This is a genomic window from Streptomyces sp. JLBT605 (assembly GCF_058215555.1).
This window is the reverse complement of the sequence record NZ_CM177087.1, coordinates 6172909-6199886: the sequence shown is the minus strand read 5'-3', so window position 1 is coordinate 6199886 and position 26978 is coordinate 6172909. Positions and strand designations below refer to the sequence as shown.

General features: G+C 73.1%; 22 protein-coding genes. 18 read left to right on the top strand and 4 right to left on the bottom strand.

Annotated elements, in window-relative coordinates; translation table 11 throughout:
- Positions 1-117 precede the first annotated feature (117 nt).
- The 16 genes from AC4BDD_RS26865 (at position 118) to AC4BDD_RS26790 (ending at position 18744) form a co-directional block, all read left to right on the top strand.
- Entirely contained in the window at positions 118-1524 is a 1407-nt protein-coding gene (locus AC4BDD_RS26865; RefSeq protein WP_490691949.1) for an MFS transporter, read from the top strand.
- Positions 1525-1549: 25 nt separating this feature from the next.
- The gene (locus AC4BDD_RS26860) at positions 1550-2020 is read left to right on the top strand and encodes an ester cyclase (RefSeq protein ID WP_490688035.1); all 471 of its coding nucleotides are present in this window, start codon (positions 1550-1552) and stop codon (positions 2018-2020) included.
- Complete coding sequence (locus tag AC4BDD_RS26855) at positions 2017-3195, top strand: FAD-dependent oxidoreductase (RefSeq protein WP_490688034.1); 1179 nt, start codon at positions 2017-2019, stop codon at positions 3193-3195. The genes AC4BDD_RS26860 and AC4BDD_RS26855 overlap by 4 nt, the downstream gene beginning before the upstream one ends.
- A 29-nt stretch (positions 3196-3224) precedes the next feature.
- Complete coding sequence (locus tag AC4BDD_RS26850; RefSeq protein ID WP_490688033.1) at positions 3225-5423, top strand: MMPL family transporter; 2199 nt, start codon at positions 3225-3227, stop codon at positions 5421-5423.
- A gap of 407 nt (positions 5424-5830) precedes the next feature.
- A complete protein-coding gene (locus tag AC4BDD_RS26845; protein ID WP_490688032.1) occupies positions 5831-7579 on the top strand; it encodes an AfsR/SARP family transcriptional regulator in 1749 nt (582 codons plus the stop codon).
- 271 nt (positions 7580-7850) lie between these two features.
- Positions 7851-8747, top strand: a complete 897-nt coding sequence (locus tag AC4BDD_RS26840) for an ACP S-malonyltransferase (protein ID WP_490688031.1) — start codon at positions 7851-7853, stop codon at positions 8745-8747.
- 110 nt (positions 8748-8857) lie between these two features.
- Positions 8858-9268 carry an acyl carrier protein gene (locus AC4BDD_RS26835; protein ID WP_490688030.1) on the top strand — a complete coding sequence of 137 codons (411 nt, stop codon included), beginning with the start codon at positions 8858-8860 and terminating at the stop codon, positions 9266-9268.
- Positions 9258-9650, top strand: coding sequence for a holo-ACP synthase (locus AC4BDD_RS26830; protein ID WP_490688029.1), 393 nt, complete (start codon positions 9258-9260; stop codon positions 9648-9650). The genes AC4BDD_RS26835 and AC4BDD_RS26830 overlap by 11 nt, the downstream gene beginning before the upstream one ends.
- Positions 9651-9683: 33 nt before the next feature.
- Positions 9684-10451: a 3-oxoacyl-ACP reductase family protein gene (locus AC4BDD_RS26825; protein WP_490691948.1), complete on the top strand. Its 768-nt coding sequence runs from the start codon at positions 9684-9686 to the stop codon at positions 10449-10451.
- A gap of 33 nt (positions 10452-10484) precedes the next feature.
- Positions 10485-10937 carry a hotdog family protein gene (locus AC4BDD_RS26820; RefSeq protein WP_490688028.1) on the top strand — a complete coding sequence of 151 codons (453 nt, stop codon included), beginning with the start codon at positions 10485-10487 and terminating at the stop codon, positions 10935-10937.
- Positions 10934-12205, top strand: coding sequence for a beta-ketoacyl-[acyl-carrier-protein] synthase family protein (locus tag AC4BDD_RS26815; protein WP_490688027.1), 1272 nt, complete (start codon positions 10934-10936; stop codon positions 12203-12205). Before AC4BDD_RS26820 ends, AC4BDD_RS26815 begins: the two co-directional genes overlap by 4 nt.
- Positions 12202-12615, top strand: a complete 414-nt coding sequence (locus AC4BDD_RS26810; protein WP_490688026.1) for a 3-hydroxyacyl-ACP dehydratase FabZ family protein — start codon at positions 12202-12204, stop codon at positions 12613-12615. Before AC4BDD_RS26815 ends, AC4BDD_RS26810 begins: the two co-directional genes overlap by 4 nt.
- Positions 12612-13928: a beta-ketoacyl-[acyl-carrier-protein] synthase family protein gene (locus AC4BDD_RS26805; RefSeq protein ID WP_490688025.1), complete on the top strand. Its 1317-nt coding sequence runs from the start codon at positions 12612-12614 to the stop codon at positions 13926-13928. Before AC4BDD_RS26810 ends, AC4BDD_RS26805 begins: the two co-directional genes overlap by 4 nt.
- Before the next feature lie 148 nt (positions 13929-14076).
- Complete coding sequence (locus tag AC4BDD_RS26800; RefSeq protein WP_490688024.1) at positions 14077-16398, top strand: beta-ketoacyl synthase N-terminal-like domain-containing protein; 2322 nt, start codon at positions 14077-14079, stop codon at positions 16396-16398.
- A gap of 15 nt (positions 16399-16413) precedes the next feature.
- Positions 16414-17544 (top strand): 3-oxoacyl-ACP synthase III family protein, encoded by a 1131-nt coding sequence (locus AC4BDD_RS26795; RefSeq protein ID WP_490688023.1) that lies wholly within the window; start codon positions 16414-16416, stop codon positions 17542-17544.
- A 147-nt stretch (positions 17545-17691) separates the two neighbouring features.
- Entirely contained in the window at positions 17692-18744 is a 1053-nt protein-coding gene (locus AC4BDD_RS26790; protein ID WP_490688022.1) for a hypothetical protein, read from the top strand.
- A 109-nt stretch (positions 18745-18853) separates the two neighbouring features.
- Here the strand turns inward: AC4BDD_RS26790 and AC4BDD_RS26785 are convergent, their stop codons facing one another.
- Positions 18854-21073 (bottom strand): NADP-dependent isocitrate dehydrogenase, encoded by a 2220-nt coding sequence (locus AC4BDD_RS26785; protein ID WP_490688021.1) that lies wholly within the window; start codon positions 21071-21073, stop codon positions 18854-18856.
- A gap of 169 nt (positions 21074-21242) precedes the next feature.
- Between AC4BDD_RS26785 and AC4BDD_RS26780 the strand changes: the two genes are divergently transcribed.
- The gene (locus AC4BDD_RS26780; RefSeq protein WP_490688020.1) at positions 21243-22241 is read left to right on the top strand and encodes an aldo/keto reductase family protein; all 999 of its coding nucleotides are present in this window, start codon (positions 21243-21245) and stop codon (positions 22239-22241) included.
- A 168-nt stretch (positions 22242-22409) separates the two neighbouring features.
- Positions 22410-22910: a helix-turn-helix domain-containing protein gene (locus AC4BDD_RS26775; protein WP_490688019.1), complete on the top strand. Its 501-nt coding sequence runs from the start codon at positions 22410-22412 to the stop codon at positions 22908-22910.
- A 132-nt stretch (positions 22911-23042) separates the two neighbouring features.
- On the opposite strand, the gene AC4BDD_RS26770 is transcribed toward AC4BDD_RS26775, so the two are convergent.
- The 3 genes from AC4BDD_RS26770 to AC4BDD_RS26760 all read right to left on the bottom strand — a co-directional run bounded on the left by AC4BDD_RS26770 (position 23043) and on the right by AC4BDD_RS26760 (position 26871).
- A complete protein-coding gene (locus AC4BDD_RS26770) occupies positions 23043-23651 on the bottom strand; it encodes a ClpP family protease (protein WP_490688018.1) in 609 nt (202 codons plus the stop codon).
- 2 nt (positions 23652-23653) lie between these two features.
- Positions 23654-24307, bottom strand: a complete 654-nt coding sequence (locus tag AC4BDD_RS26765) for an ATP-dependent Clp protease proteolytic subunit (RefSeq protein WP_490688017.1) — start codon at positions 24305-24307, stop codon at positions 23654-23656.
- Between the two features lie 143 nt (positions 24308-24450).
- The gene (locus AC4BDD_RS26760; protein ID WP_490688016.1) at positions 24451-26871 is read right to left on the bottom strand and encodes an NACHT domain-containing protein; all 2421 of its coding nucleotides are present in this window, start codon (positions 26869-26871) and stop codon (positions 24451-24453) included.
- Positions 26872-26978 lie beyond the last annotated feature (107 nt).

Below are 26978 nucleotides of genomic sequence, written 5' to 3'. Positions count from 1 at the left end.
TCACACCCAGGCAACCCAAGGGGAGGAAGAGTGCCCGGGCACGGAACCGCCTTATCGGAGACCGATGGTCGCCGCCGTTTCGTCTGGACTTTGATCATCACGAGCGTGGCCGGATTCATGGCCTCGCTCGACAGCCTGGTCGTGGTCACCGCGCTGCCGGCCATCCGGGAGGACATCGGGGGCGGGGTGGAGGAGCTGGAGTGGACGGTCAACGCCTACACCCTCACCTTCGCCGTGCTGCTTCTGCTGGGCGCCACCCTGGGTGACCGCTACGGACGGCGCCGGTTCTTCGTCCTGGCCGTGGGCGTGTTCACCACCGCATCGGCCGCCTGCGCGCTCAGCTCCTCCTCGGAGGCGCTCATCGCGGCACGCGCGGTGCAGGGTGTCGGCGCGGCCGTGCTGGCACCGCTCACCCTCACCCTGCTGACCGCCGCCGTCCCGCCGGACCGCCGGGGCATGGCCTTCGGGCTGTGGGGCGCGGCCAACGGACTGGCGCTCGCGGTGGGCCCGTTGATCGGCGGCGCGGTGGTGGAGAGCATCTCCTGGCCGTGGATCTTCTGGCTGAACGTGCCCATCGGAGTGGCGCTGATGCCGATCGCGGCGCGGAAGCTGGACGAGAGCCGGATCCCTCAGGCGCGGCTCGACGTGGTCGGCACCGCGCTGGTGAGCGCGGCGCTGTTCGGGCTCGTCATCGCCATGATCCAGGGCAACTCGCAGGGCTGGTCGAGCCCGCTCACCCTGCTGGAGATCGGCGGTGGGGTGGTGCTGCTGGCCGTCTTCCTCGGCTGGGAGCGCCGGGTTCCGTCCCCGATGCTGCCGCTGCCGATCTTCCGCAACCGGACCTTCACCCTGGTCAACTCGGCCACCCTGCTGATGTTCGTGGGCCTGTACGGATCGCTGTTCCTGCTCACCCAGCTGCTGCAGATGGTCCAGCACTACTCGGCGCTGGAGGCGGGTTTGCGCACGCTGCCGCTGTCCGCGATGCCGATCGTGGTGGCGCCGATCGCGGGCACCCTCTCCGACCGGATCGGCGGCCGGTCGGTGGTGGCGCTCGGCATGGCCCTCCAGACGGCCGGCCTGACCTGGCTCGCGCTGATCATCGGGCCGGGCACCGACTACCCAGAGCTGATCATTCCGATGGTGCTGATCGGCATCGGGATGGCCATGTTCTTCTCCCCCGTCGCCAATGTGCTGATGAGCACGGTCAAGCCGGTCGAGCAGGGGATCTCCTCGGGCATCAACAACGCGGTGCGTCAGCTGGGCGGCGTGCTGGGCGTGGCGGTGATGGGCACCGTGTTCGACGCCCGGGGCGGCTACGGGTCGGCGCGGTCCTTCACCGACGGGCTGGTCCCGGCGCTGTGGATCGGAGCCGCGGTACTGGCGCTGGCCTTCCTGCTCACCGTCGCCGTACCCAGGGCGCCGCGGCCGGCCGCGGCCGGCACATCGCCGCGGTACGCGCCGGAGAACCGGGCCGCGGCCGCCGGGGCGGGGCTCACTCCCCCCGACTCGCCTTCCGTCAGCTGACGTCATCGCCCGCAGGGAGGTCATCGTGGACCGGACCGAAGTGGAAGCCGTCAACCGCCGGGTGGTGGAGCGCCTGTTCCAGGAAGTGCTCAACGGCGGGGACCTGGCCGCGCTCGGCGAGCTGTACCACCCCGACGTCGTCGATCACGATCCCTACCCGGGGGCCCCGCCCGGGGTGGCGGGCGTCCGGCACAGCATCAGCGAAGTCCTGGGCTCCTACTCGACCAGCCGCTACACGATCGAGGAGTTGCTGGCCCAGGGCGACACGGTGCGGGTGCGGGTCCGCTTCGAGGGCACACCGGTCCGCAGGCTTCTTGGCCGTCCCGGCACCGCCGTGGTGCAGAACATCCAGACGATCTCGTTCCGGCTCGCGGACGGGCTGATCACCGAACGCCGCGCGCACCGGCAGCCCCGCCGCCGGGCCGCCACCGCGCCCACCGGCGCCGTCCGCGCCGAGCCACCAGCGTCACCGTTACCGAAGGAGCAAGCAACATGAGCGCCCCTGAGCACGCCATCATCGCCGGCGGAGGAATCGGCGGGATGGCCGCCGCCGTCGCCCTCAACCACGCCGGTATCCGCACCACCGTCCACGAGCGCTCTCCCGAGCTGCGGGTGGGCGGCGCGGGACTGCATCTGTGGACCAATGCCATGCTCGCCCTGGAACACCTCGGCCTGGACGAGCGGATACTCAAGACCGCGCCGGTGCAGAAGGTCTGCGAGTTCCGCACCTGGCGGGGCAAGTCGCTGGCCGCCTGGCCGGTCGGCGGATTCGGCGCGGAGTACGGCCAGCCGACCGTGGCGATCGCCCGCTCCGCGCTGCACGACGTCCTGCGGTCCGCCCTGGGCGAGACCGAGGTCCGTACCGGGGCCGAGCTGACCGGGTTCGAGCAGGACGCCTCGGGGGTGACCGCGCACTTCGCCGACGGCCGCACCGACCGGGCCGATCTGCTGATCGGCGCCGACGGCGTCAACTCCGCGGTGCGCCGGCAGTTGCTGGGCGACGCGCCGCCCCGCTACACCGGGTGCGTCGCCTGGCGTGGCATCGCCGAGCTGGGGCCCGAGGTGATCGAACCCGGCAGCTTCTGCTCGATCTTCGGCCGGGGCACCCGCTTCGTGTACTACGACATCGCGCCCGGCCGGGTGCACTGGATGAGCGTCGAGAACGGCCCCGCGGGGGGCAGCGACGGTCCCGGGGTGCTGGAGGAGATCGGCCGCCGGCACCAGGGGTGGATGGCCCCGGTGCAGCAGATCATCCGGGCCACCGACCCCGCCACGGTGATCCGCACCGATGTGGTCGACCGGGCGCCGGACCCGGTCTGGGGTGAGGGCAGGGTCACCCTGCTCGGCGACGCGGCGCACCCGATGTCCTTCAACGTCGGCCAGGGTGCCTGCCAGGCGATCGAGGACGCCGTGGTGCTCGCCGGACACCTGCGCGGGACCTCCGATGTGCCCGCCGCCCTCGCCGCGTACCAGACCGAGCGCCGCCCGCGCACCGCCTCCATGCAGAAGGCCGCCAGCGTCCTGGGCAAGCTCGGCTCCTGGTCGAACCCGCTGGCCGTGCAGGTGCGGCAGCTGGTGATGAGCGTCGGGTGGGACCGGGGTGCGTTCAAGGCCATCCGGAAGGACGTCTCCTACGGCACGCGCTGGCGCACCGCGGCCACCGCCGGCTGACACCCCCGCGAGAGAGGCAGTGGTTCACCATGTTCGCAGCGCTGGGCAGACTCGCTCACCGGCGCAGGGCGGCGGTGCTCATCGCCGCCGGGATCTTCGCGGTCTTCTCCGTGGTCTGGGGCACCGGGGTCTTCGGAGCGCTGACCACGGGCGGTTTCCAGGACACCGGAGCCGAGTCCGCGAAGGCCGTGGAGCGTCTTGAGGACACCTTCGGCCGGAGTTCGGCGGATCTGATCGTGCTGTACTCCAGCGACGAGATGACCGTGGACGATCCGGCGTACCGGAAGAAGGTGACGGAGTCGCTCAGCGGCCTGCCCGCCGACCAGGTGACGCGCAAGGTCACCTACTGGGACGGCGATCGGCCCAGCCTGGTCTCGGCCGACCGCGGCCAGACGTACGCCATGCTGACCCTGGCCGGCGAGGACGAGGACGCGCGCGGCGAGGTGTACACCGACATCAAGGACGAGATCGCGGCCGAGGGGCTCACGGTCCGCTTCGGTGGATACGCCGCCACCGGGACCGAGATGGGCGAACAGGTCGGCAGCGACATAGGCCGGGCGGAGGCGCTGGCCATGCCGCTGCTGCTGCTCGCGCTGCTGGTGGTGTTCGGCACCGTGGTCGCGGCCGCCATGCCGCTGCTCATCGGCGTCCTGGCGGTGCTGGGGTCCTTCACCGTGCTGCACGGATTCAGCCTGTTCACCGATGTGTCGGTGTTCTCCGTCAACATCGTCACCATGCTGGGCCTGGGGCTGGCGATCGACTACTCGCTGTTCATCGTGAGCCGGTTCCGCGAGGAGCTGGACGGCGGGCGCGAGGTGCCGGACGCGATCGAGCGCACGGTGGCGACCGCGGGCCGGACCGTGGCGTTCTCCGGGCTGGTGGTCGGGGTCTCGCTGGCCGGACTGATGGTGTTCCCGCAGGTGTTCCTCCGCTCCATGGGCATGGGCGGACTGGCGGCCGTGCTGATCGCCATGCTCGGTTCGCTCACCGTGCTGCCGGCCGTGCTCAGTCTGCTGGGGCATCGGATCAACTCCCTCCGGGTGCCCCGGCCCTGGCGGAAAGGCGACCGGAGGAATGGGGGGCGGCGGACGGCGGGAGCGGCGGCCTCCGCCGGCCCGGCTTCCGGACGCTGGTACGTCATGGCCCGCCGGGTGATGCGCCGCCCGGCGGTCTGGCTGGCCGTCATCGTGCTGGGACTGGTCACGCTGGGACTGCCGTTCCGCAACGTGGTCTTCGGCTCGGTGGACGAACGGGCGCTGCCGTCCGGCGCGGAGAGCCGGGTCGTCGGTGAGCGGCTGGACCGGGACTTCCCGGTCGGCGACACGGACGCCATCGAGGTCGCGGTCAGCGGCGCCGCGCCCGGCGGCCTCGCGGAGTACACCAAGAGGCTCGACGGGCTGAAGGGCGTGGCCGACGCCCGTACCGTCGCCCAGCGGGACGGCACGGCGCGCGTCCTGGTCCGGCACGACCTGGGCCAGTTCTCGGCCGAGGCGCGCGAGCTGGTGCGCGAGGTGCGGGCCACCGAGGGGCCGGGGGGCGCGGAGGTGCTGGTCGGCGGTGGCTCGGCCCAGTTGACGGACCAGCTGGACGGGGTGGGTGACCGGCTGCCGTGGATGTTCGGTTTCATCGCACTGGTGACGTTCGTGGTGCTGTTCCTCGCCTTCGGCTCGCTGCTGCTGCCGCTGAAGGCACTCATCGCCAACGTGCTGTCGCTGAGCGCGTCGTTCGGGGCGATCGTGTGGATCTTCCAGTACGGCCATTTCGCCGACTGGCTCGGTTTCACCGCCACCGGAACCATCGACGCCAACCAGCCGGTGCTGATGTTCGCCATCGCGTTCGGGCTGTCGATGGACTACGAGGTGTTCCTGCTGAGCCGGGTCCGTGAGGAGTGGGACCGCGGCGGGGACAACGCCGAGGCGGTCGCCACCGGTCTGCAGCGCACCGGGTCCATCATCACCAGCGCCGCGCTGCTGCTCGTCATCGTGGTGGGGGCGTTCGCCACCTCGGGCATCACCTTCATCAAGATGATCGGGGTGGGTCTGTTCATCGCGATCACCATCGACGCCGTGGTGGTGCGCACGCTGCTGGTCCCGGCCGCGATGCGGCTGCTCGGCCGGGCCAACTGGTGGGCGCCGGGCCCCCTTGCCCGGTTCTGGAAGACCTACGGCCACCGCGAGGAGCGGCCGCCCGCCGCTCGGCCCGGCGCGCCGGTGCGGACACGGAGCTGAGAGGCACCCTCGCGCACCGCTCGGCACACGGGCCCCGTAAGTTCGCCGACCAATTACTCGTCGGTGAACTTACGGGGCCCGTTTCGCATGCGAGATCGATATCCGGGATGCAATATGCGGAATACGGAATGCGGAACGCAACTTACCGACTGCCCGGTAATCAACCGGACATCCCTCGCCCTTATACGGCGAACAATGTTAACGTGCCTGCATCTTAACTTGGCTACCATTGGCCCGGCTCGGGCATCGCAGGACAGGTAGCCAACAGCAACGGGGGAGAAATGATCAAATTCCAACTGCTTGGCCCAGTGGAACTCTGGTCCGGACAACGGAAAGTCGATCTCGGGCCGGCGCGTCAGCGGAGCGTCCTCGCGGCCCTGCTGATCGAGCCGGATCAGCCCATTTCCATGGACGAGCTGATCAACCGGGTCTGGGCGGACTCACCGCCGGACGGAGTGCGCAACGTCCTGTACACCTACATCGCCCGGCTGCGCCGGGCCCTGGGCACCGCGGGGGCGCGCGGCTCGCAGGCCACCGTGCTGCTGCGGGACACGGCCGGCTACCGGCTGGCGATCTCGCCGGACCAGGTGGACCTGCACCGCTTCCGCACGCTGCTCACCCGGGCCCGCACCATCGGCCCCGACGACCCGGAGCGCTGCCGGATCCTCGGGGAAGCCCTGGAGTTATGGCGCGGCGAACCGCTGGCCGGACTCGACAACGACTGGGCGGCGCGGTTCCGCAGGAATCTCCAGCAACTGAAGAACGAGGCGCTGGCCGAGTGGGCGGACGCGGAAATCCGCGCCGGCCACGGAAAGGCGGTCATCGCCGAGTTGGGGCACGCCCTGGTGAAGGACCCGATGGCGGAGCTGCTGCACGAGCAGCTGATCCGGGCGCTCTACCACACCGGGCAGTCGACCGAGGCGCTCAGCCAGTACGAGTACGCCCGCCGGGTCATCGCCGAGGAGTTGGGCTCCGACCCCGGCCCCCGGCTGCGGCGGGTCCACCAGCAGGTGCTGTGCGGGGACCCGGTGGTCACCGAGCACCCGGCGGCCAGGCCCCCCTCGGACGGCTGCTGCGACGCCGGCCCGCCGGCGCACCCGGTGCCCTCCGGGCCCAACCTGCTGCCCATGGACCTGCCCGACTTCGCCGGGCGGGCTCCGGAGGTGGAGCGGTTCCACCGGGAGCTGACCGGCACCAGCCCACTGCCGGCCGTCATCACGCTGGTCGGTGGAGCCGGGGTCGGCAAGACGGCGCTCGCCGCGCACATCGCCCACCGGCTCGGCAAGCACTTCCCCGACGGGCGGCTCTACGTGGACCTGCGGGGCAGCAGCGACCGGCCGCTGAGGCCGGTGACGGTGCTCGCCCGGCTGCTGCGGGCACTGGAGACGGACACCACGGGCCTCACCGACGACCTGGACGACCTCGACGAGCTGACCGAGCTGTACCGCAACCGGCTCTCGGGGCGCCGGGTGCTGGTGGTGCTGGACGACGCCACCGACGACCGGCAGGTCCTGCCGCTGCTGCCCAACGGCCCCGGCTGCGGCGTGGTGGTCACCAGCCGCTACCGCGTCACCGGGCCGGTCAGCGGCCGGCTGTACCAGGTACGGGAGATGGGCCCGGAGCAGTCCCTGGAGTTGCTGGGCCGGATGATCGGCGCGGACCGGGTGCGAGCCGAGGAGCAGGCGGCCCGGCACCTGGCCGAGCTGTGCGGCGGGCTGCCGCTGGCCCTGCGCGCGGTGGCCAACCGGCTGCTGGCCCGGCCGTACTGGACGCTGGCCCAGATCCTGGCCCGGATCGCCGACGAGGAACGCAGGCTGGCCGAGCTGGCCTTCGGCTCCCTGGACCTGCGGGACGAGCTGGCCGCCACCTACCGCCGTCTGGACCCGGCCGCCTCGCTGCTGTTCCGGCGGCTGGGCACGATGGACGCCACCGGGGTGGTGCGGGCCGAGGAGGTGCTGCCCGAACTGCCGCCGGAGGAGGCCGAGGGCGCGGTGGAGCTGCTGGTGGACGCACATCTGGTGCAGATCACCAAGCGGGACTTCCACGGCCGGGCGCACTACCGGATTCCTGAATTACACCGGTTGTTCGCCAAGGGAATTACCGAGAACCGGGAGATAAGATTCGACGGCTCGCACGCCGTCGCCGGGCGGGATTGACCTTTCACCCTTTGCCGCACCCCACCGCGCCGTGTTCCATTTCCGTCAGAACTCGTCAAGAGGCTTTCAAGAAGCTCTCCCAGACCCCTCCCGCAGACTGAATTGGCGAACGGAAGGCTCTGCGGAACGCAGGTTCCCAGGAGGGCGGAGAGAAATGACGTTCACGATCACGGCGACTGCCGCTCCGGCTGCCGCACCGGCACCGGGGCGGACCGGGCTTCCCGGTTCCGGGCTCGCCATGTTTCCCGGGCAGGGCTCCCAGCGTCCCGGAATGGCGCGGCACCTCATGCGGCAGTATCCCGACACCGCCGGTGAGGTGCTGGACCTGGCCGGCCGGATACTCGGCCTGCCGCTGAGGGAGCTGTGTGTCTCCGGCACCGCCGAGGACCTGGCCCGCACCGAGGTCACGCAACCGGCCGTGGTGGCCACCAGTCTGGCCACCCTCGATGTCCTGCGCGGCGAGGGCCGCTTCGCCCCCAGCGCCGTGGCCGGGCACAGCCTGGGGGAATTCACCGCGCTGGTCGCCGCCGACGTGCTGACGCCCGAGGACGCGCTGCGGCTGGTGTGCCGCCGGGGACAGCTGATGGCGGAAGTCGGCCGCCAGGTCCCCGGCGGCATGACGGCGATCATCGGTCTGACGGCGGCCCAGGTGGAGACGGTGTGCCGCCGCGCCGCGGGGCACGGGCTGGTCGAGGTCGCCAACTACAACGACGAGCGGCAGACGGTGGTCTCCGGGGAACTGGCCGCGGTCACCGAGGCCGCCCGACTGGCGCGTGCGGCGGGCGCGGAGCGCACGGTGGCCCTCCAGGTCAGCGCGCCCTTCCACTGCTCGCTGATGCGGGCGATCGAGGAGGAGTTCGCCGCCTGCTTGCGGCGGTGCTCCTTCGCCGATCCGCGGATCCCCGTACTCAGCTCCGTCACGGGCACCTGGGTGCGCGACGGCGAGGAGGCGCGCCGGCTGCTCCGGCGCCAGCTGGCCGCCCCGGTCCGCTGGGTGGAGGTGCTGCGCACCGCGTACGCCGCGGGCCGCGACGCCTTCACCGAGGTCGGGCCGGGCCGGGTGCTCAGCGGTTTCGCCCGGTACGTCGTCCCCGACGCGACGGTGCGCAGCACCAACGACGCCCGGCGCGTCACCGCGCTGCTGGACGACCACGACCACGCCGGCTGAGCCCTCGCCGCCCCGCGCGCGTCCCTCACACCCCCTCGCACCCCCTCGCGTCCCTTCGAGTCCCTTCGAGTCTCTTTTTCCAGTCCATCCACGTCCGTTGAGAGGACACCATGAGCGACACCGCAACCAGCCTGCTGCCCGTCGTCCAGGACGCGATCGCCGACGCCCTCGGCATCGAGGAGGCGGAGGTGCTGCCCGAGGCCACCCTGCTGGGCGACCTGGGCGCCGAGTCCATCGACCTGCTGGACATCCTCTTCCGCATCGAGCGTGCCTCCCAGATCAAGATCACCGTCAATGACATCGGCGACCTGCTCCAGGGCGGCATCCCGGACGAGGAGTTCGGCGACGAGAACGAGGTCGTCAACGACACCGGGCTGACCCACCTGGAGAAGGTGCTGCCGCAGTTCGACCGCGGTCAGCTCACCGAGCCGCTCACCGCCGACCAGGTGCTGGGCCTGTTCACCGTGCAAAACCTGCTCGACCTGCTGACCGAGCGCGCGGCCGCCGCCCGTGCTGCCTGAGGTCCTGGTCGGCACGGACCTGGTGTCCGTGGAGCGGGTCCGGCGCCTGCTGGCCGGCCGGCCGGAGCTGGCCGCCCGGGTGTTCACCGAGCGGGAGCTGGCGTACTGCGCCGGACGACCGCGCCGCACCGGGGAACACCTGGCGGCCCGCTTCGCGGCCAAGGAGGCCGTCTTCAAGGCGCTGGGCGGCGGTGCGGCGACCGCGGACTGGACCGAGGTCGAGGTCCTCAACCGCACCGGTGGCCGGCCCTATCTGCGGCTGCACGGCCGGGCGGCCGCCACCGCGCGGCGCAAGCGGATCCGGCAGACCGACATCTCGCTGTCGCATGCGGCGGGGCTCGCCATCGCCCACGCGGTGCTCGTCAGCGCCGACACACCCTGAGAGACGGTGGAGGAGAGAGAACCGGTGGAGGACATGTCACTCGGCAACCGCGCCGCCCTGGTCACCGGCGGCTCCCGCGGAATCGGCCGGGCCATCGCCCTGGCGCTGGCCGCGGAGGGCACCGCCATCGCGGTGAACTACCGGGCCGACGAGCAGGGCGCGCTGTCGGTGGTCAAGGAGATCGAGGAAGGGGGCGGCCGCGCGGTCGCGCTGCGTGCCGACGTCTCCGACCCGACGGCCGCCCGCGGGCTCGTCGACGCGGCCCGCGAGGCCCTGGGCGGCCTGCACATCCTGATCAACAACGCCGGCATCACCCGCAACGGCCTCATCTGGGACGTGACCGCGGACACCTGGTCGGACGTGATGCGGGTCAACTTCGGCGGGGCGTACCACTGCACCAACGCCGTGGCGCGGGACTTCATGTCCCAGCGGGCCGGAGCGATCGTCAACGTCTCCTCCGTCATGGGCGCCCACGGCTGGATCGGCCAGTCCAACTACGCCGCCTCCAAGGGGGCCCTCAACGCCTTCACCCGGAGCACGGCCATCGAGCTGGCCCGCTTCGGGGTGCGGGTCAACGCGGTGCTGGCCGGGATCGTGCCCACCGAGCTGGTCGGTGAGGTGCTGGCCAAGGACGGCGGCCGGGGGGTGCGGCAGCAGGTGCCCATGCGCGCCTTCGCCACCCCCGAACAGGTCGCCTCGGTGGTGGCGTTCCTCGCCGGGCCCGGGGCCTCCTACGTCACCGGCGAGCTGGTGCACGTCGACGGCGGCCTCGGCGCCCAGCTGGGCATCGGCCGGCCCTGACGAGCCAGGAGGAAGAAGAGGAGCGAGAGCAGCATGCGATTCCATCTGATCGACCGCATCGAGTCCTGGCAGCCCCACCGCACCCTGGTGGCCCGCAAGGTGACCTCGTGCCAGGAGGATGTCTGGCAGTCCACCCCGCACGGCCCGGTGCTGCCCTTCGGGCTGGCGCTGGAGGCGCTGTGCCAGGCCGGCACCTGGCTGATCATGCTCAGCACCGACCACCGGCAGCGGGCCGCGCTGCTGACCGTCGAGGAGGCGACCGAGCACCGCGCGGTGCTGCCCGGGGAGACGCTGCGCATGGAGGTCACCATGGTCTCCCGCCACGAGAACGCCGCCGTCATCGAGGGGACCGTCACCGCCGACGGCGCCCTGGCGCTCCGGGCGACCGGCATCATGTGCGCGCTGATCGACGCCGAGCAACTGGAGGACCCGGCGGACACCGCCCGGATGGCGGCGCAGCTGACCGGCGGGAGGGCGGCGGCATGAAGCGCGTGGTGATCACCGGCGCGGGGGCCGTGACCCCGCTGGGCAACGACGCCCCGTCGACCTGGCAGGGCCTGTGCGCCGGCCGCTCCGGAATCGGCCGGCTCGACACCTTCGACGCCACCGGATTCCCGGTCCGCATCGCCGGGCAGGTCCGCGGCTTCGACGCCAGGGCCGCCATCCCCGCCCCGCTGGGGCCCGGACGGCTGGGCCGGGCCGGGCAGTTCGGAGTGGCGGCCGCGCTGGAGGCGCTGCGGGACGCGGACGCCGGCCCCGGGGTGTACGACGCCGAGGAGTGCGGCGTGGCGATGGGGGCCAGCGTGGGCCGGCCGGATCTGCGGCTGCTGGTCGACATCGGCCGGCTGCGGCAGGAGAGCGGCCGCCCGGACACCTTCATCCGGCAGAACCCCGGGCAGGTCCTCAAGGACAGCCAGAATCTGCCGCTGAGTGCGATGGTCCAGGCGCTGGACGCCCGGGGGCCGATGATCGGTGTCAGCACGGCGTGCTCCGGCTCCGGGCAGGCGATCGGCGAGGCGTACCGGTGCGTCCAGGAGGGCGACGCCCGGCTGATGCTGGCCGGCGGCCATGACTCGCTCACCACCTGGTGCGACATTCTGGGGTTCAGCCTGCTGGGCGCCATGACCGACGCGTACAACGACGACCCGCGAGCCGCCTCCCGCCCCTTCGACGCGGACCGTTCGGGCTTCGTGGTGGGCGAGGGCGGGGTGGCCTTCGTCCTGGAGGAGCTGGAGTCGGCCCGCTCCCGTGGTGCCCGCGTCCTGGCCGAGGTGCTCGGCTACGGCAGCACCCTGAACGCCTGGCGGATCACCGACTCACCGCCGGACGGCTCCGGCGCGGCGCAGGCCATGACCGCGGCCATCGAGGAGTCCGGGCTCGGCACCGGCGGCATCGACTACATCGTCGCGCACGGCACCGGCACGCCCGGGAACGACCTGTCGGAAACCGTGGCGATCAAGAGGGTGTTCGGGGACGGGGACGCCAAGCGGCCGGCCATCAGCTCGACGAAGTCCATGGCCGGTCATCTGACGGCCGCCGGTGCCGGGCTCAACGTCCTGGCCGCCATCGGCGCCATCCGTGACGGTGTGGTGCCACCCACGGTCAACCTCGACACCCCCGACCGGCGGCTGGACCTGGACTACGTGCCGCACCGCGCGCGGCGGATGGAGGTCCGGGCGGCCCTGGTCAACGCCTTCGCCTTCGGGGGCAGCAACACCGGCCTGGTCATCGGCGCGTACCGGGAGGACGCATGACCGCCTTGTTCACGACCGCCCCGGCCGCGGTGGCGGTTCCCGGCCTCGACCGGGTCCTGGAGCTGGTCAGGGGCAGCCATGCCGTGGCGGTCCGCAACGTCCCCGGCACCCTGCCGTTCTTCACCACCCACTTCCCGCGGCAGCCGATCCTGCCGGGCGTGCTGCTGCTGGAGAGCATGGCCGCGCTGGCGGGGGCGGCCTGCGAGGAGGGCCCCTGGGCCTGGCGGCTCGGCCGGGTACGCGGGGTGCGCTTCCGGCACTTCGTCGGCCCCGGGGACCAGGTGGTGATCTCGGTCCACGTCACCGGCCGCACCGACCGGTCCGCCGACTTCCGGGCAACGGCCCAGGTCGGCCGGCGCACGGTCGCCACGGCCCGCACCCTCACCATGACCGCGCAGGAGGCACCGTGAGCGACCAAGCATCCACGTCGACCGGCCGCCGCCGGGTGGTGATCACCGGCATCGGACTGCTCACCGCCCTCGGCGAGGGGGCCGCCGCCACCTGGGAGGGCCTGCTCGCCGGACGGGTGGGCGTCGGGCCGCTGCGCGGGTACGACACCTCGCCGTTGCGCACCCGGATCGGTGCCCAGATCGACGGCTTCGACCCCGGCCGCTTCATCCGCCGCCGGTCCCTGCGCATGCTGTGCCGCGGAGACCAGCTCGGGGTGGTGGCCGCCCAGCTCGCGCTCACCGACGCGGGCCTGGCGGCGGACTTCGCCGCGGACGAGGAACTCGGCTACCGCACCGGCCTGTTCCTGGGCAGCGGCAAGGACATGCCGGGGATGGACCAGCTGACGGACAGCCTCGCCCCGGTCCGCACCCCCGACGGCCGGCCCGACCTGCTCCGTCTCGGACGGACCGCCTCCTCGGTGCTCGCCCCGCTGTTCTACGTGGAGGGGCTGCAACCCGCGGCGGCGTTCCACATCTCCGAGCGGCACGGCATCCGCGGCGCCAACGACTTCTTCGCGGGCACCGCCGACTCCGGCTCCACGGCCATCGGACGGGCCATGCGGGCCATCCGCCGGGGCGAGTGCGACCTGGCCGTCGCGGGCGGCTACGACGAGCCCACCTCCTGGTGGACGATGTCGAAGATGGACGGTCTGGGCGTGCTGACCGGCCGCAACGACCTGGGTCCGGCCGCCTTCCGCCCATGGGACCGGGAGCACAGCGGATCGGTCTTCGGCGAGGGCGCGGCGCTGCTGGTGCTGGAGGACCGGGAGCGCGCCCTGGCCCGCGGGGCCCGCGTCTACGCCGAGATCGACGGATTCGGCGGCGGGACCGACTGCGTCCGGCCGCCCAGCCCGCACCCGCGGGCCCGCGGCCTCGCCCGTGCCATCACGCACGCCCTGCGGGACAGCGGACGCGGGCCGCAGACCGACTACATCGCGGCGCATGGCTGCGCCACCCCGCTCGGCGACGTCAGCGAGACCCACGCGCTCCACGACGCGCTGGGCGGCAGCGCCAAGAGCGCGCAGATCAGCAGCGTCAAACCGCAGACCGGCCATCTGGTCGGCGCCGCCGGGGCGTTGAACGCGGCGACCGCGGCGCTGGCCCTGCACCACGGCAGCGTCCCCGCGACGCTGAACCTCGACGAGCCCGCCCCCGGCTGTGACCTGGACTGGGTCCCCGGCACCCCGCGCGACTCCCGCCCCCGTACCGCGCTGGCGCTCGCCCGGGGTCTGGAGGGCCAGGCGGTGGCCCTGTCGCTGCGCGCGGCCTCGTGAAGCCCGGCGGACCGTGCCGGAAGTCCGTGGCGGAGCCGATCCGTTTGCAGGAGCCACCCGAGGTACCGCCCAAGGAACCGTCCGAGAAACCGTCCCAGGAACCGCCGAAGGAACCGCCGATGGAACCGTCCGAGGAAGGACAACGCGCATGAAGGAGACCAAACGCGTGGTGGTCACGGCCATGGGCGCCGTCACCTCCCAGGGCGTCGGCGTCGACGCCCTGTGGCGGGGCGTCCGCGAGGGCCGGGTGGCCATCGGGCCGGTGCGGGGGTTGCCCATGGACGGCTACGCCACCGACATCGGCGGCGAGGTCACCACGCTCCCCGACCCGAACTACGACTACCTGGGCGATCTGGGCGCCGCCGAGCGGGAACCCGCCGTGGACCTGGCGCTGGCCGCCGCCGAAGAGGCCATGGCCGCACACGGGCTGTCCGAGGTGCCGGCCGAGCGCTGGGGGGTGGCCATCGGCAGCTGCAACGGCGGCACCCGCAGCGGGGAACGGGTGCTGCGGCGCCGCGGCGCCGGCCGGCTGCGCGGGCCCGACGCCCGGCAGCTGACTCTCGTCTCACCGCACACCATCGCCGAGACCCTCGCCTGCGCGTACCGGCTCAAGGGACCGGTGCTGTCGGTGAACACCGCCTGCGCCTCGGGGGCACACGCCCTGGCCCACGCGGTGGAGGCGATCCGCGCGGGCCGCGCGGACGTGATGCTGGTCGGCGGCAGCGACGCCTTCACCGAGACCGCGTTCGCCGGGTTCTCCAGCCTGGAGTCGCTCTCCCGGCGGCCCGCCGCCCCGTACTCCCGGGACCGCGACGGGCTGTCGCTCGGCGAGGGCAGCGGCATGCTGGTCATCGCCGAGGAGTCCGTCGCCCGGGCCGCCGGCGCCCCGGTGCTCGCCGAGGTGCTCGGCTACGGGCTGTCCGCCGACGGCCACCACGCCACCGCCCCGCATCCGCGCGGCGAGGGCGCCGCCCGCGCCATCCGTGCCGCGCTGCGCGGCTCGGGAATCGCGCCCGAGGAGGTGGGTTACGTGAACGGGCACGGCACCGGGACCCCGAAGAACGACTCCGCGGAGAGCAACGCGGTGCGCGCCGCGCTGGGCGCGGCGGCCGAGAAGGCCGCGCTGAGCAGCGTCAAGTCGATGATCGGGCATCTGCTCGGCGCCGCGGGCGCGGTGGAGGCGATCGTGACGGTGTCCGCGCTGGAGCGCCAACTCGCCCCGCCCACCGCCGGTTTCACCGCAGTGGATCCCAAGTGCGGCCTGGACGCCGTGCCGGGCCGGGCTCGTCCGCTGGCCATGGACGTGGCGCTGTCGAACAACTTCGCCTTCGCCGGAGCCAACGCCACCGTCGCCTTCGGTCGCCCCCGGGCGCGGGCCGCCGCGCTGCCCGCCCCCTGGGACGAGGGCGTGGTGATCACCGGGTTGGGCGTGCTCACCGCGGCGGGCGGCTCCCTGGAGGAGCTGTGGCAGACCTACCGCGGCGGGACGGTCCTGGGGACCGCCGAGGACGGCCTGCGCCTGGCCCGCCTCGACTTCGACCCGGACCGGCACCTCAGCCGCGCCGAGCGGCGCCGGGTGGACCGCCTGGGCCAGCTGGCCATCGTCTCCTGCCGGGCCGCGCTCGACCAGGCCGGGCTGGCCGCCGGCGAGCGGGTCGGGGTGGTGCTCGGCAGCGGGCTGGGACCGATGCGCAGCACCGAGGACTTCATCCGCCCGGTGCTGGAGGAGGGCGCCACCGCCGCCAACCCGGCGATCTTCCCCAACACGGTCTACAACGCGGCGGCCGGCCAGATCGCCATGGTGCTCGGCGCCAAGGGGCCCACGTCCACCACCACCGCGGCGCACGCGGCGGGCGCCTCGGCGCTGTGCGTGGCCCACGACATGCTGCGCACCGGCACCGCGGACGCGGTGCTGTGCCCCGCTGTGGACGACCTGACCGCCACCGCGGCCGACGTCTACCGGGGGCTGCCGCTGACCGGCGGGCCCGCGGGCCACCGCTACACCCTCGCCGAGGGCGGCATCGCGCTGCTGCTGGAGCGCGAGTCGGCAGCGCGGGCGCGCGGTGCCCGGGTGTTGGCCCGGCTCGCGGGCCACGGCACGGCGTACGACGCCGTCGGGGCCGGCCGCTGGGATCCGCGCGGGGACGGGATGCACCGGGCCATGCGGATCGCGCTGGCCGACGCCGACTTGCCGCCCGGCGGGCTGGCCGCGATCTGGGCCAACGCCGCGGGCATCGAGGCGGTGGACCGGCCGGAGGCGCGGGCCATCCGCCGGCTGGGCACCGAAGCGCCGGTCCTGACCCCCAAACGCGCCCTGGGCGAGCCGGTGGGAGCGGGGGCCCAGCTCAGCGCGGCACTGGCGATCGCCGGGTGGCGCGAGGGGCAGGCCGCGGGCCCGGTCCTGATCAACAGCTCCTCCCTCGGCGGCACCCACATCAGCCTTGTCCTTCGTCCCGGAACGGAAGCGTGAGCCTCCATGCCCTCCATGTCACCGACGGCCCCGTCCTCAGCCGCACGGCACGTCTCGGTTCTCGCCACCGGCGCCGAGCTGCCCGGCGACCCCATCGACAACGCCGAACTGAGCCGGTTGTGCGGTCCGCTGCCCGAGGATGTGCTGGCGGGCATCGAAGTCCAGCGCCGGCACTGGATCGTGGACCCGCGGACCGGCGAACACCGCACCGGTACCGCGGAGATGGCCACGGCGGCGGCCCGGCAGGCGCTGGACCGCGCCGGGCTGACGGCCGCGGACGTGGATCTGCTGGTGCTCTCCACCGCGAGCCCCGAGCACCCCCTCCCGGCGGCGGGCACCTACGTCCAGGAACGGCTCGGGCTGGAGCGCTGCGCGGTGATCGAGGTCCGCGCGGGCTGCGTGGGGGCGGTGCAGGCCATGGACATCGCCCGCCGGCTGCTCGGCGACGGCACGTACCGCACCGCGCTGGTGATCGGCGCGGAGTCCATCTCGCCGCTGCTCGCCCCGGTCTATCTGGGCACCGATCCGCAGAGCGTGCGGATGCGGGACCGGTTGACGGTGTACACCTTCGGGGACGGGGCCGGGGCGGCCGTGCTGCACGCCGGCGAGGAGGGGTCAGCGGCCCACGCGCCCGGGGTGCGGCCGGTCTTCGCCACCCAGTGCCTGGGCGGGAAGCGGCGGCCGGGGATGCAGGTGGTCGGGGGCGGCACGGACGCTCCGCTGGCCATCCAGCGCGGCCGCAAGCGGCTGATGGACATCCGGCTGGACATCAGCGGCACGGCGGCCTTCGGCCCGCGGGTCTTCGTCACCGGTCTGCGGGACATGCTGGACCGGTCCGGACTGTCGATGAGCCAGATCGACGCCTGTGTGCTGCCGGAGGGCAACGCCGAGTACTTCAGCCGGGAGTTCGAGGAGGCTGGGCTGTCCGCCGAGGACCACGCGGGTCTGCGCAAGTCGATCGTGGAGAACCTCACGGACGTCGGCGCCACCGGCTCCGCGGCCGTGCCGCTGGCCCTGGACGCGGGCTGGACCCAGGGCCGTATCCGGCCCGGGGACACGGTGCTGCTGCTCGCCATCGAGGCCAGCCGCTATCTGTACGCCGGTCTCACCCTCACCTGGGAGGCCCCGGCCCCCGGTACGGCGTGACCCCACCCGCTGCCGCGGGGACCCGCCGCCTCGGCCTGGCGAGGCGGCGCGGTTGCCCCCAGCGGCATCCTGGTGCGTACGACCGCGCAGGCATCTCTGCACGAGGGGACATTGTCCGCGTCACGCGCCCCCGATCAGACTGAAATCATGACAATTCCGCACCACCGCCCGCCCGTGGCGCGCACGCCTCCGGCGCATGGCCCGGGCGCGGCCCCGGCCGATCGGCGGGCCGTACAACGACTTCAGGACACGGCGGGGAACCGGGCCGTCGCGGGTCTGCTGTCCATCCAGCGGGACAAGCCCGCCCAGCAGGGCGGGCTGGAGCAGCGGGTGGCCGTGCTGGAGCGGCGCCAGTCCGCCACCGAACTGGATCTGGCGTGGCGGGCGCGGTTCGGATCGCGGCTGTCCACCTACCGCCAGGGCATCTACGCGCTGACGACGGGCTACCGCACCGCGCTGACCAACTTCAACCAGGCGCACACCGATCAGGCGCAGGCCGAGGCGATCAAGGACCAGGTCGGCATGGCCCTGGTGAACGTCGCCGCGGCGGGCGCCGCGCAGCCGCTGCTCCAGACGGCCCTGGGCGGGCTCGGCCCGACGCTCAAGGATGTCGTCGAGATGATCGAGAATCCGCTGGTGGCGGCCGCGCAGGGGGCGACGTCCACCGCGGTGGCCAAGTCGAGCCAGACCGGGACGCCGCCGGCAGGGCCGCCGCCGGGCATGGGAGGCGGGGACCCGCTGACGTTCCTCACCGAGAACCTGGCGCAGGTCGAGGTCCACAACCAGAAGATCGAACAGGCATTCAGCAACCGGCTGGCGCGGATGGCGTCGTTCACCGACGCGCAGTGGCTCGCCTGGAACGGCGCTCAGCAGGCGGCCGCCTACCAGGCACTGCTGACCCAGATGGACCAGGTCGCCCTCTCGGACGCCGCCCAGTTGCTGGCCGCACCCTCGCTCGCCGCGACCATGGAGCTGTACTTCTGGTCGCGCTGGATCAGCCGGCAGTACATCCCGGGCGTACGCGGCCTGCAGATCGGGGCGCACCTGGCGAGGCGGATGAAGGACATCGGGATCGAGAGCCTGGCCGGCGGGATCCACTTCGACACCTCGTCGTGGATCTTCATGGACCACTCCCCCGAGGGCTGGGACAGGATGCTCGTCGACTGGGCCCGCGCGTTCGACAACCGGCTCACCCGCTGACCGGCGCCCGCGCCCCGGAACGACGCCGCGCCCTCCGCGGCCCCTTGAAGGGGCCGCGGAGGGCGCGGATCCCGGACGGAACGCGTCAGCGGATGGCTCCGCCGCCGGGTCAGCCGAGGGTGGCCAGAGCCTGGTTGAAGGTCGCCGACGGGCGCATGACGGCCGCGGCCTTGGTCACGTCGGGCTGGTAGTAGCCGCCGATCTCGGCCGGCTGCCCCTGCACCGCGATCAGCTCCTCGACGATCTTCTGCTCGTTGGCGGCGAGCGTCTCGGCGAGCGGGGCGAACGCCTTGGCGAGCTCCGCGTCGTCGGTCTGCTTCGCCAGCTCCTGGGCCCAGTACAGGGACAGGTAGAAGTGGCTGCCGCGGTTGTCGATGCCACCGAGGCGGCGGCTGGGCGACTTGTCCTCGTTGAGGAAGGTCGCGGTGGCGCGGTCCAGGGTGTCGGCGAGCACCTGGGCGCGCGCGTTGCCGGTGGTCTGCGCGAGGTGCTCGAAGCTGACCGCCAGCGCGAGGAACTCGCCGAGGCTGTCCCAGCGCAGGTAGTTCTCCTTGACCAGCTGCTGGACGTGCTTGGGCGCGGAGCCGCCGGCGCCGGTCTCGAAGAGGCCACCGCCGTTCATCAGCGGGACGACGGAGAGCATCTTGGCGCTGGTGCCCAGCTCCAGGATCGGGAACAGGTCGGTCAGGTAGTCGCGCAGCACGTTGCCGGTGACCGAGATGGCGTTCTCGCCGCGGCGGATGCGCTCCAGGGAGAACTTGGTCGCCTCGACCGGGGCGAGGATCCGGATCTCCAGACCCTCGGTGTCGTGCTCCGACAGGTACGCCTCGACCTTGGCGATCAGCTGCGCGTCGTGCGCGCGGGTCTCGTCGAGCCAGAAGACGGCCGGGTCGCCGGTGGCGCGGGCGCGGGTGACGGCCAGCTTGACCCAGTCCTTGATCGGAGCGTCCTTGGTCTGGCACATCCGGAAGATGTCACCGGCGCTGACGACCTGCTCCAGCACGGCGTTGCCCGCCTCGTCGAGGACCCGCACGGTGCCCGTGGCCGGGATCTCGAAGGTCTTGTCGTGGCTGCCGTACTCCTCGGCCTTCTGCGCCATCAGGCCGACGTTCGGCACCGAGCCCATGGTGGAGGGGTCGAAGGCGCCGTGCGCCCGGCAGTCCTCGATGACGGCCTGGTAGACGCCGGAGTAGCTGCTGTCGGGGAGGACGGCGAGGGTGTCGGCCTCCTGGCCGTCCGGGCCCCACATGTGGCCGGAGGTGCGGATCATGGCCGGCATGGAGGCGTCGACGATGACGTCGCTGGGGACGTGCAGGTTGGTGATGCCCTTGTCGGAGTCGACCATCGCCAGGGCCGGGCCCTCGGCGAGCTCGGCGTCGAAGGAGGCCTTGATGTCGGCGCCCTCGGGCAGCGACTCCACGCCCTTGAGGATGCCGCCGAGGCCGTCGTTCGGGGTGAGGCCGGCGGCGGCGAACACCTCGCCGTAGGCGGCGAAGGTCTTCGGGAAGAAGGCGCGCACCACGTGGCCGAAGATGATCGGGTCGGAGACCTTCATCATGGTGGCCTTCAGGTGCACCGAGAACAGCACGCCCTCGGCCTTGGCCCGCGCGACCTGCGCGGCCAGGAACTCACGCAGCGCCGCGACGCGCATCACGGAGGCGTCCACGACCTCGCCGGCGAGCACCGGCACCGACTCGCGCAGCACCGTGGTGGAGCCGTCGTCGCCGGACAGCTCGATGCGCAGCGAGCCGGCCTCGGAGATGACCGCGGACTTCTCGGTGGAGCGGAAGTCGTCGGCGCCCATGGTGGCGACGTTGGTCTTGGAGTCGGCGGTCCAGGCACCCATGCGGTGCGGGTGCGCCTTGGCGTAGTTCTTGACCGACGCGGGGGCGCGGCGGTCGGAGTTGCCCTCACGCAGCACCGGGTTCACGGCGCTGCCCTTGACCTTGTCGTAACGGGCGCGGATCTCCCGCTCCTCGTCGGTCTTCGGGTCGTCCGGGTAGTCCGGCAGCGCGTAGCCCTGGGCCTGCAGCTCGGCGACCGCGGCCTTGAGCTGCGGGATCGACGCCGAGATGTTCGGCAGCTTGATGATGTTCGCGCCGGGGGTCTTGGCCAGCTCGCCGAGCTCGGCGAGGGCGTCGGGGATCCGCTGGTCCTCCCGCAGGTACTCGGGGAAGACGGCGATGATCCGCCCGGCCAGCGAGATGTCACGGGTCTCCACAGTGACACCGGCCGTCGACGCGTACGCCTGGACCACCGGCAAGAACGAATGCGTCGCCAGGGCCGGGGCCTCGTCAGTGTGTGTGTAGATGATGGTCGAGTCAGTCACCGGGTGCTCCGCTCCACTTCTGCAACATTGCTCGACATCAAGATATCTCGTGTGCGGGTCCCTTTCGAAAGGGCCCCGCAGGTCGCTCGCCACCTGCACGGTCGCCACGCGCTGTGCCACTCTCGTCACACTGTGCACGTCAGCGATGAGGACTCGAGAGGACTCGCTCATGGAATTCCGCCGACTCGGCAGCAGCGGCCTGACGATCAGCGAGATCGCGTACGGCAACTGGCTCACCCACGGCTCCCAGGTGGAGGAGGAGGCGGCCGCCGCCTGCATCCGGGCCGCCCTGGACGCCGGGATCACCACCTTCGACACCGCGGACGCCTACGCCGAGACGCGCGCCGAGGCCGTGCTCGGGCGGGCCCTGGCAGGCGAGCGCCGCGAGGGGCTGGAGATCTTCACCAAGGTCTACTTCCCGACCGGCCCGGGCTGCAACGACCGAGGACTGGGCCGGAAGCACATCCTCGAATCGATCGACAACTCGCTGCGCCGGCTGCGGACGGACTACGTCGACCTGTACCAGGCCCACCGCTATGACCACGCCACGCCACTGGAAGAGACCATGGAGGCGTTCGCCCAGGTGGTCCGCTCCGGCAAGGCCCTCTACATCGGGGTGTCCGAGTGGACGGCCGGGCAGCTGCGCGCCGCCCACCAGCTGGCGCGGGAGCTGCGGGTGCCGCTGATCTCGAACCAGCCGCAGTACTCGGCGCTGTGGCGGGTCATCGAGGCCGAGGTGGTGCCCGCCTGCCGGGAGCTGGGCATGGGCCAGGTCGTCTGGTCCCCGATCGCGCAGGGCGTGCTCACCGGGAAGTACCGGCCGGGCACCCCGCTGCCGGCCGGGACCCGTGCCACGGACGACAAGGGCGGCGCCGCCTTCGTGGCCCACTGGCTGCGCGAGGAGGTGCTGGAGCGGGTGCAGCGGCTGCGGCCGCTCGCGGACGAGGCCGGCCTCTCGCTCGCCCAGCTGGCCGTCGCCTGGGTGCTGCAGAACCCGGACGTGTCCGCCGCGATCATCGGCGCGTCGCGCCCCGGGCAGGTGGCGGAGAACGCCGCGGCGGCGGGCGTGCGGCTCGACGCGGAGCTGCTGAAGGCCATCGACGAGGTGCTGGACCCGGTGGTGGAGCGCGACCCGCGGCTGACCGCGGGCCACGAGGCCGGCGCGTAGCACGAGACCGGCGCGTAGCACCAGGCCGATCGGGACGCACGGCCCGCGACCGACACTCCATCAGTCGCGGGCCTGAGCCCGGGTCAGCCTGCCGGAGTCGGAGGCGACTTCGCCGAGGGCAGAACGATTCTCCGCCTCTGCCGCACCCGCCCCTCCTACTCTGAGGGGGTGACCAGCCACGCGCCCCACCACGCCCGCGTCATCCCGCTGCGCCCGGCCCCCGCGGCGCCCGATTCCGCTTCCCGAGAGCCGCTGTGGCGCCATGTCGTCGGCGGCGCGCTGCGCCGCGAGCGGCTCGGCCAGCAGCGCACCCTCAAGGACGTGGCCGACGCGGCCAGGATCTCGGTGCCCTACCTCTCGGAGCTGGAACGCGGCCGCAAGGAGGCGTCGTCCGAGGTGCTGGCGGCCGCCGCCCACGCGCTGGGGCTCGGGCTGGCCGATCTTCTGGCCCTGGCCCACGCCGACCTCACCGGTTACACCCGGGCGCGGCAGGCCGGGTCCGGCGGGGTTGCCGGACCGGTCACCCCGCGCCGCGGCACCGGTGCCGAGTGCGCCGTGGCGACCGGCGAGGACGAGATCCGGGTGAGCTCCGTCGCGGAGCTGAGTGCCCGCCCCTCCTCCGGGGTGCCGGTGGCCTCGCGTCTTGGCGACGTGCGGCTGGCGGCCTGACCTGTGACCGTCAACCCCTCGGCCTGACCGATGGCCGTCACTCCCCCGGCCTGAAACCGGTGGCCGTCACTCCCCTCGTGGTGACGGCCGCCCCCCGGAGCCGCCGGACGGCTCCGGGGATACCGGGCCCGATCAGGCCGCGGCGGCCGCGAGGCGCCGGCTGAGGACCTGGTCGGCGATCCCGTACTCCACCGCCTCCCGCGCGGTGAAGATCTTGTCGCGGTCCATGTCGGCGCGGAGGGTCGCCACGTCGTGGTGCGTGTGCCGGGACAGCACCTCCTCGACCTGGGAGCGGATCCGCAGGATCTCCTTGGCCTGGACGCTGAGATCCGCCACCGTCCCCTGCCGGCCGCCGCTGGCCGGCTGCCCCAGCAGCACCCGGGCGTGCTCCAGGATGAACCGCCGCCCGGGGTCTCCCCCGGCCAGCAGCACCGCCGCGGTGGAGGCCGCCTGCCCGACGCAGAAGGTGGAGATGGGCGAGGAGACGAAGGTCATCGCGTCGTAGATCGCCATGAGCGAGGTGAAGGAGCCGCCCGGCGAGTTGATGTAGATCGCGATCTCGCGCTCCGGGCTGGAGGACTCCAGGTGGAGCAGCTGGGCGATGACGACGTTCGCCACGCCGTCGTCGATCTCCGTGCCGAGGAAGATGATCCGCTCGGAGAGCAGTCGGCTGTAGATGTCGTAGGCCCGCTCGCCCTGCGGGGTGCGCTCGATGACCGTCGGGATGGTGTACTGGCTCATGGTCACAGTCCGATCCGTCGCTTGGGGCCGGCCGGACGGACGTCGTCGAGCGATTCGACGACGTGGTCGACCATGCCGTACTCCAGGGCCTGCTGGGCCGTGAACCACCGGTCCCGGTCGCCGTCGCGGGCGATGGTCTCCGGGGACTGGCCGGTGTGCTCCGCGGTGATCCGCTCGATGGCCTCCTTGGTGAACTGGAGGTTCTCGGCCTGGATCTCGATGTCCGCGGCGGTCCCGCCGATGCCCGCGGACGGCTGGTGCATCATGATCCGCGCGTTGGGCAGGGCGTAGCGCTTGCCCCTGGCGCCGACGGTGACGAGGAACTGTCCCATGCTCGCGGCGAATCCCATGGCGAGGGTGGAGACGTTGTTCGGGATCAGCCGCATCGTGTCGTAGATCGCCAGGCCCGCCGTCACCGAACCGCCCGGGCTGTTGATGTAGAGGCTGATGTCGGTGCGCGGGTCCTCGGCCGACAGCAGGAGCAGCTGGGCGCAGACCCGGTTGGCGGAGACCTCGTCGACCTGGGTGCCGAGGACGACGATGCGCTGGGTGAGGAGCTGGGCGGCCAGGTGGTCGTCGAACGGCGTGGCGCGGGTGTCCCCGTCGGCGGCTCGGGGGCCGCGGGCCGGGTCCCAGCCGGTGGCGAGAGGTGTCATCGGTCCTCCTTGTCGGGGGATGCGTGGTGCGCGGCCGGTGTCGCCGCGGTGCCTCCACTCTCGGTCCGCCGGCCTCGCCGGGGCAGGGTTATCGGCTTGCGGCTAATTCGCTGTGGGCCAATCGCTCGCGCGGGCAGGTCAGCTCACTGCCCGGTCTGCCGCCGGGCGGACTCCGATTCGCGCTGGGCCAGCCGGCGTTGCAGCTCGCCGTGGCGGAACTGGTAGACGGCACCGGCCTGCCGCAGCACGTCGCGGTTCTCGTGGGCGTCGGCGAGGAAGGTCATCAGCCGCCAGGGCAACCGCCGGGTGAGCGCCAGCCAGCAGCGCGCCACGACGAACTGGCCCCAGCAGGACTGCAGGAAGCCGACCGCCAGGCCCACCGAGACCAGGTCGGCGACGGCGACCCCCAGTCCGCGCGGCGTCCCGTACTCCAGGCCCACCGCGCATCCGGCGCTCACCGCCACCGCGAGCCCCCACGCCAGTGCGACGACCAGGAAGGAGGCGCGGTCGCGGGCGAGTACCGTGCGCGGTCCGGCCGCTGTCGTCAGGTCCGTGGTCGCGGACCGCAGCCCGCCCGCCAGAGCGCCGGTGACGGCGCCGACCGCGCCCACCAGCAGGCCGCTCTCCGGATCCAGCCGTATGCCCATCGCCAGCCCGAGCACCACCCCGGACACCAGTCCGGTCACCACCCCCAGCGGGGACCAGCGCAGGCCGCGGGCGGGGAGGTCGGACGGCGCCAGCCCGGCCACCAGCCCGGCGGCCAGGCCCAAGCCCACCCCGTTGACCAGCGGCGCGAGAACACCGACGGCCGGATTGCCGACGAGGGTGCCGGTGCATCCGCCGACCAGCCCGCCGGCCAGCCCGGCCCCGAACCGGCTGAAGCCCGCGACCGCGACCCCGACGGCTACGGCGTTGACGAGCGAGGGCCCCGGCCCGTCGACCCGGGTGCCCGAACCGAACAGCGCCTGGGTGGCCACGGTGGCGGGCAGCGCGCCGAGGAGTCCGCCGGTCAGAGCGCGCGAGACCCCACCGCGCCCGACCAGCAGCCAGGGCCGGGCGGCCGCCCCGGCCAGGGCTCCGGCGGCCAGCCCGCTGCCCAGCCCCATGGGGAGCGTGAGCCCGATCGCGCCGACGATCCCGGCCGCCAGCCCCACCGCCAGCCCGGTGACCGCCCTGGGCACCGCGCCGGCCAGCTCCCACCAGGCGAGATCCGTCCTGCCGTGCCGGCGTCCTTGCAGGTCGCTGGCGAGGAAGACCAGCCAGCGCTCGGCCCGCCGGGCCCTTTTGCGGGCGGCCGCCGGGGTGGCGGCCGAGCCGCGGTAGGCGGCCGCGACGAGCCCTTTGTGCATATGGCTCTCGATGCTCTCCCGGGAGGGGAAGTCCTCCCGGTCCAGGAGTTCGGCGGGGCGCCGGGTGGGGGTGGCGGCGGGTTCGTCCGGCCGCGGGTTGTAGACCGCGCGGGCGAGGGCGGCCATCAGCGGGGTGGTCAGCGCCCGCGCCGCGGCGGGCGGCGAGGCGGCGCTGAGCGCGTCACGGACCGGGGTCCAGCGGTCGGCACCGGCCATGCCGCCGGCCGAGTCCTGGAGATAGGTCACGACGAGTTCCGCGGGCAGCGGGAGGAGTTCGATCCCGGCGGCCCCGGTGAGCCGCACCTCGGCGCCGCCCGGCGGGCACACCGCCGACCGGTAGGCGTCGCTGCGCGCGGCCAGCACCAGCCGCTGTCCCGGCCACCGGGCGAGGGCGTCGTTGATCTGGGCCACGGCCGGGCCGCGGACCTTCTCCGGGATCTCGTCCAGCCCGTCCAGCATCGGCAGCACCAGCCCGGCGTCCAGCAGTGCCCGCGCACGGGTGCGGCTGCCTTCCGGGCCGGGCTCGGCCAAGCCGCCGTGGTCGAGCGTCAGCCGGTATTCCAGCCAGTCGTCGAGGCTCTGCCGGGTGGGGTCCCAGGAGGCCAGCGGCAGCAGGACCGGCACCGGGTCGCCGGGCGACCGGTGGGCGAGCAGATCCAGCAGCAGGCGCACCAGCAGCACCGTCTTGCCGGCGCCCGGCGCACCGAGCACGACCAGCCGGCCGGTGGGCACCTGCTCCAGCGTGCGGCCCAGGCCGCCATCGGCTCCACCCAGCTCCCCGGGCCCGCCGGCCCAGGCCCGATCGGCCGGCGGCAGCGGCCAGCCGGCGCCGGAGGTGGCGAGCCGGGCCAGCGACTGCCAGTCCTCGAACAGCTCCTGGTCCGCGGGCGCCCAGCGGACCGGCAGCGGATACGGCGAGTTGAGCTGCCGCCGCCCCACCTCCCTGACCCACAGGCCGCGCACGGCGACCGCCATCAGGTCGGCCACCGCGGCCGGATCCGCCGCGGTGGCGGACTCGGCCCGGTCGTCGCGGTACGCGGACCAGGCGAGCCACAGTCCGGTCAGACCGGTCACCCCGCCGACGAGCCCGAGCAGTGCCGTGCTCCCGGCCAGATCCAGCCACCAGGCGGTGGCGAGGGCCGCTGCGGTGGAGCCGAGCAGCAGGGCGAGCGCGACACGTCCCGTCCTGCGGACCGTCACGGGATATCTCGCCACAATCCCCATCGTCCCGCGAACTCGCGGCTACAGCCAGCGAGTTGACGGGACGGTCACGGGTGTGCGGCGGGTGCGGCGGATGACTGGCGATGGTGCCGGTGCCCCGT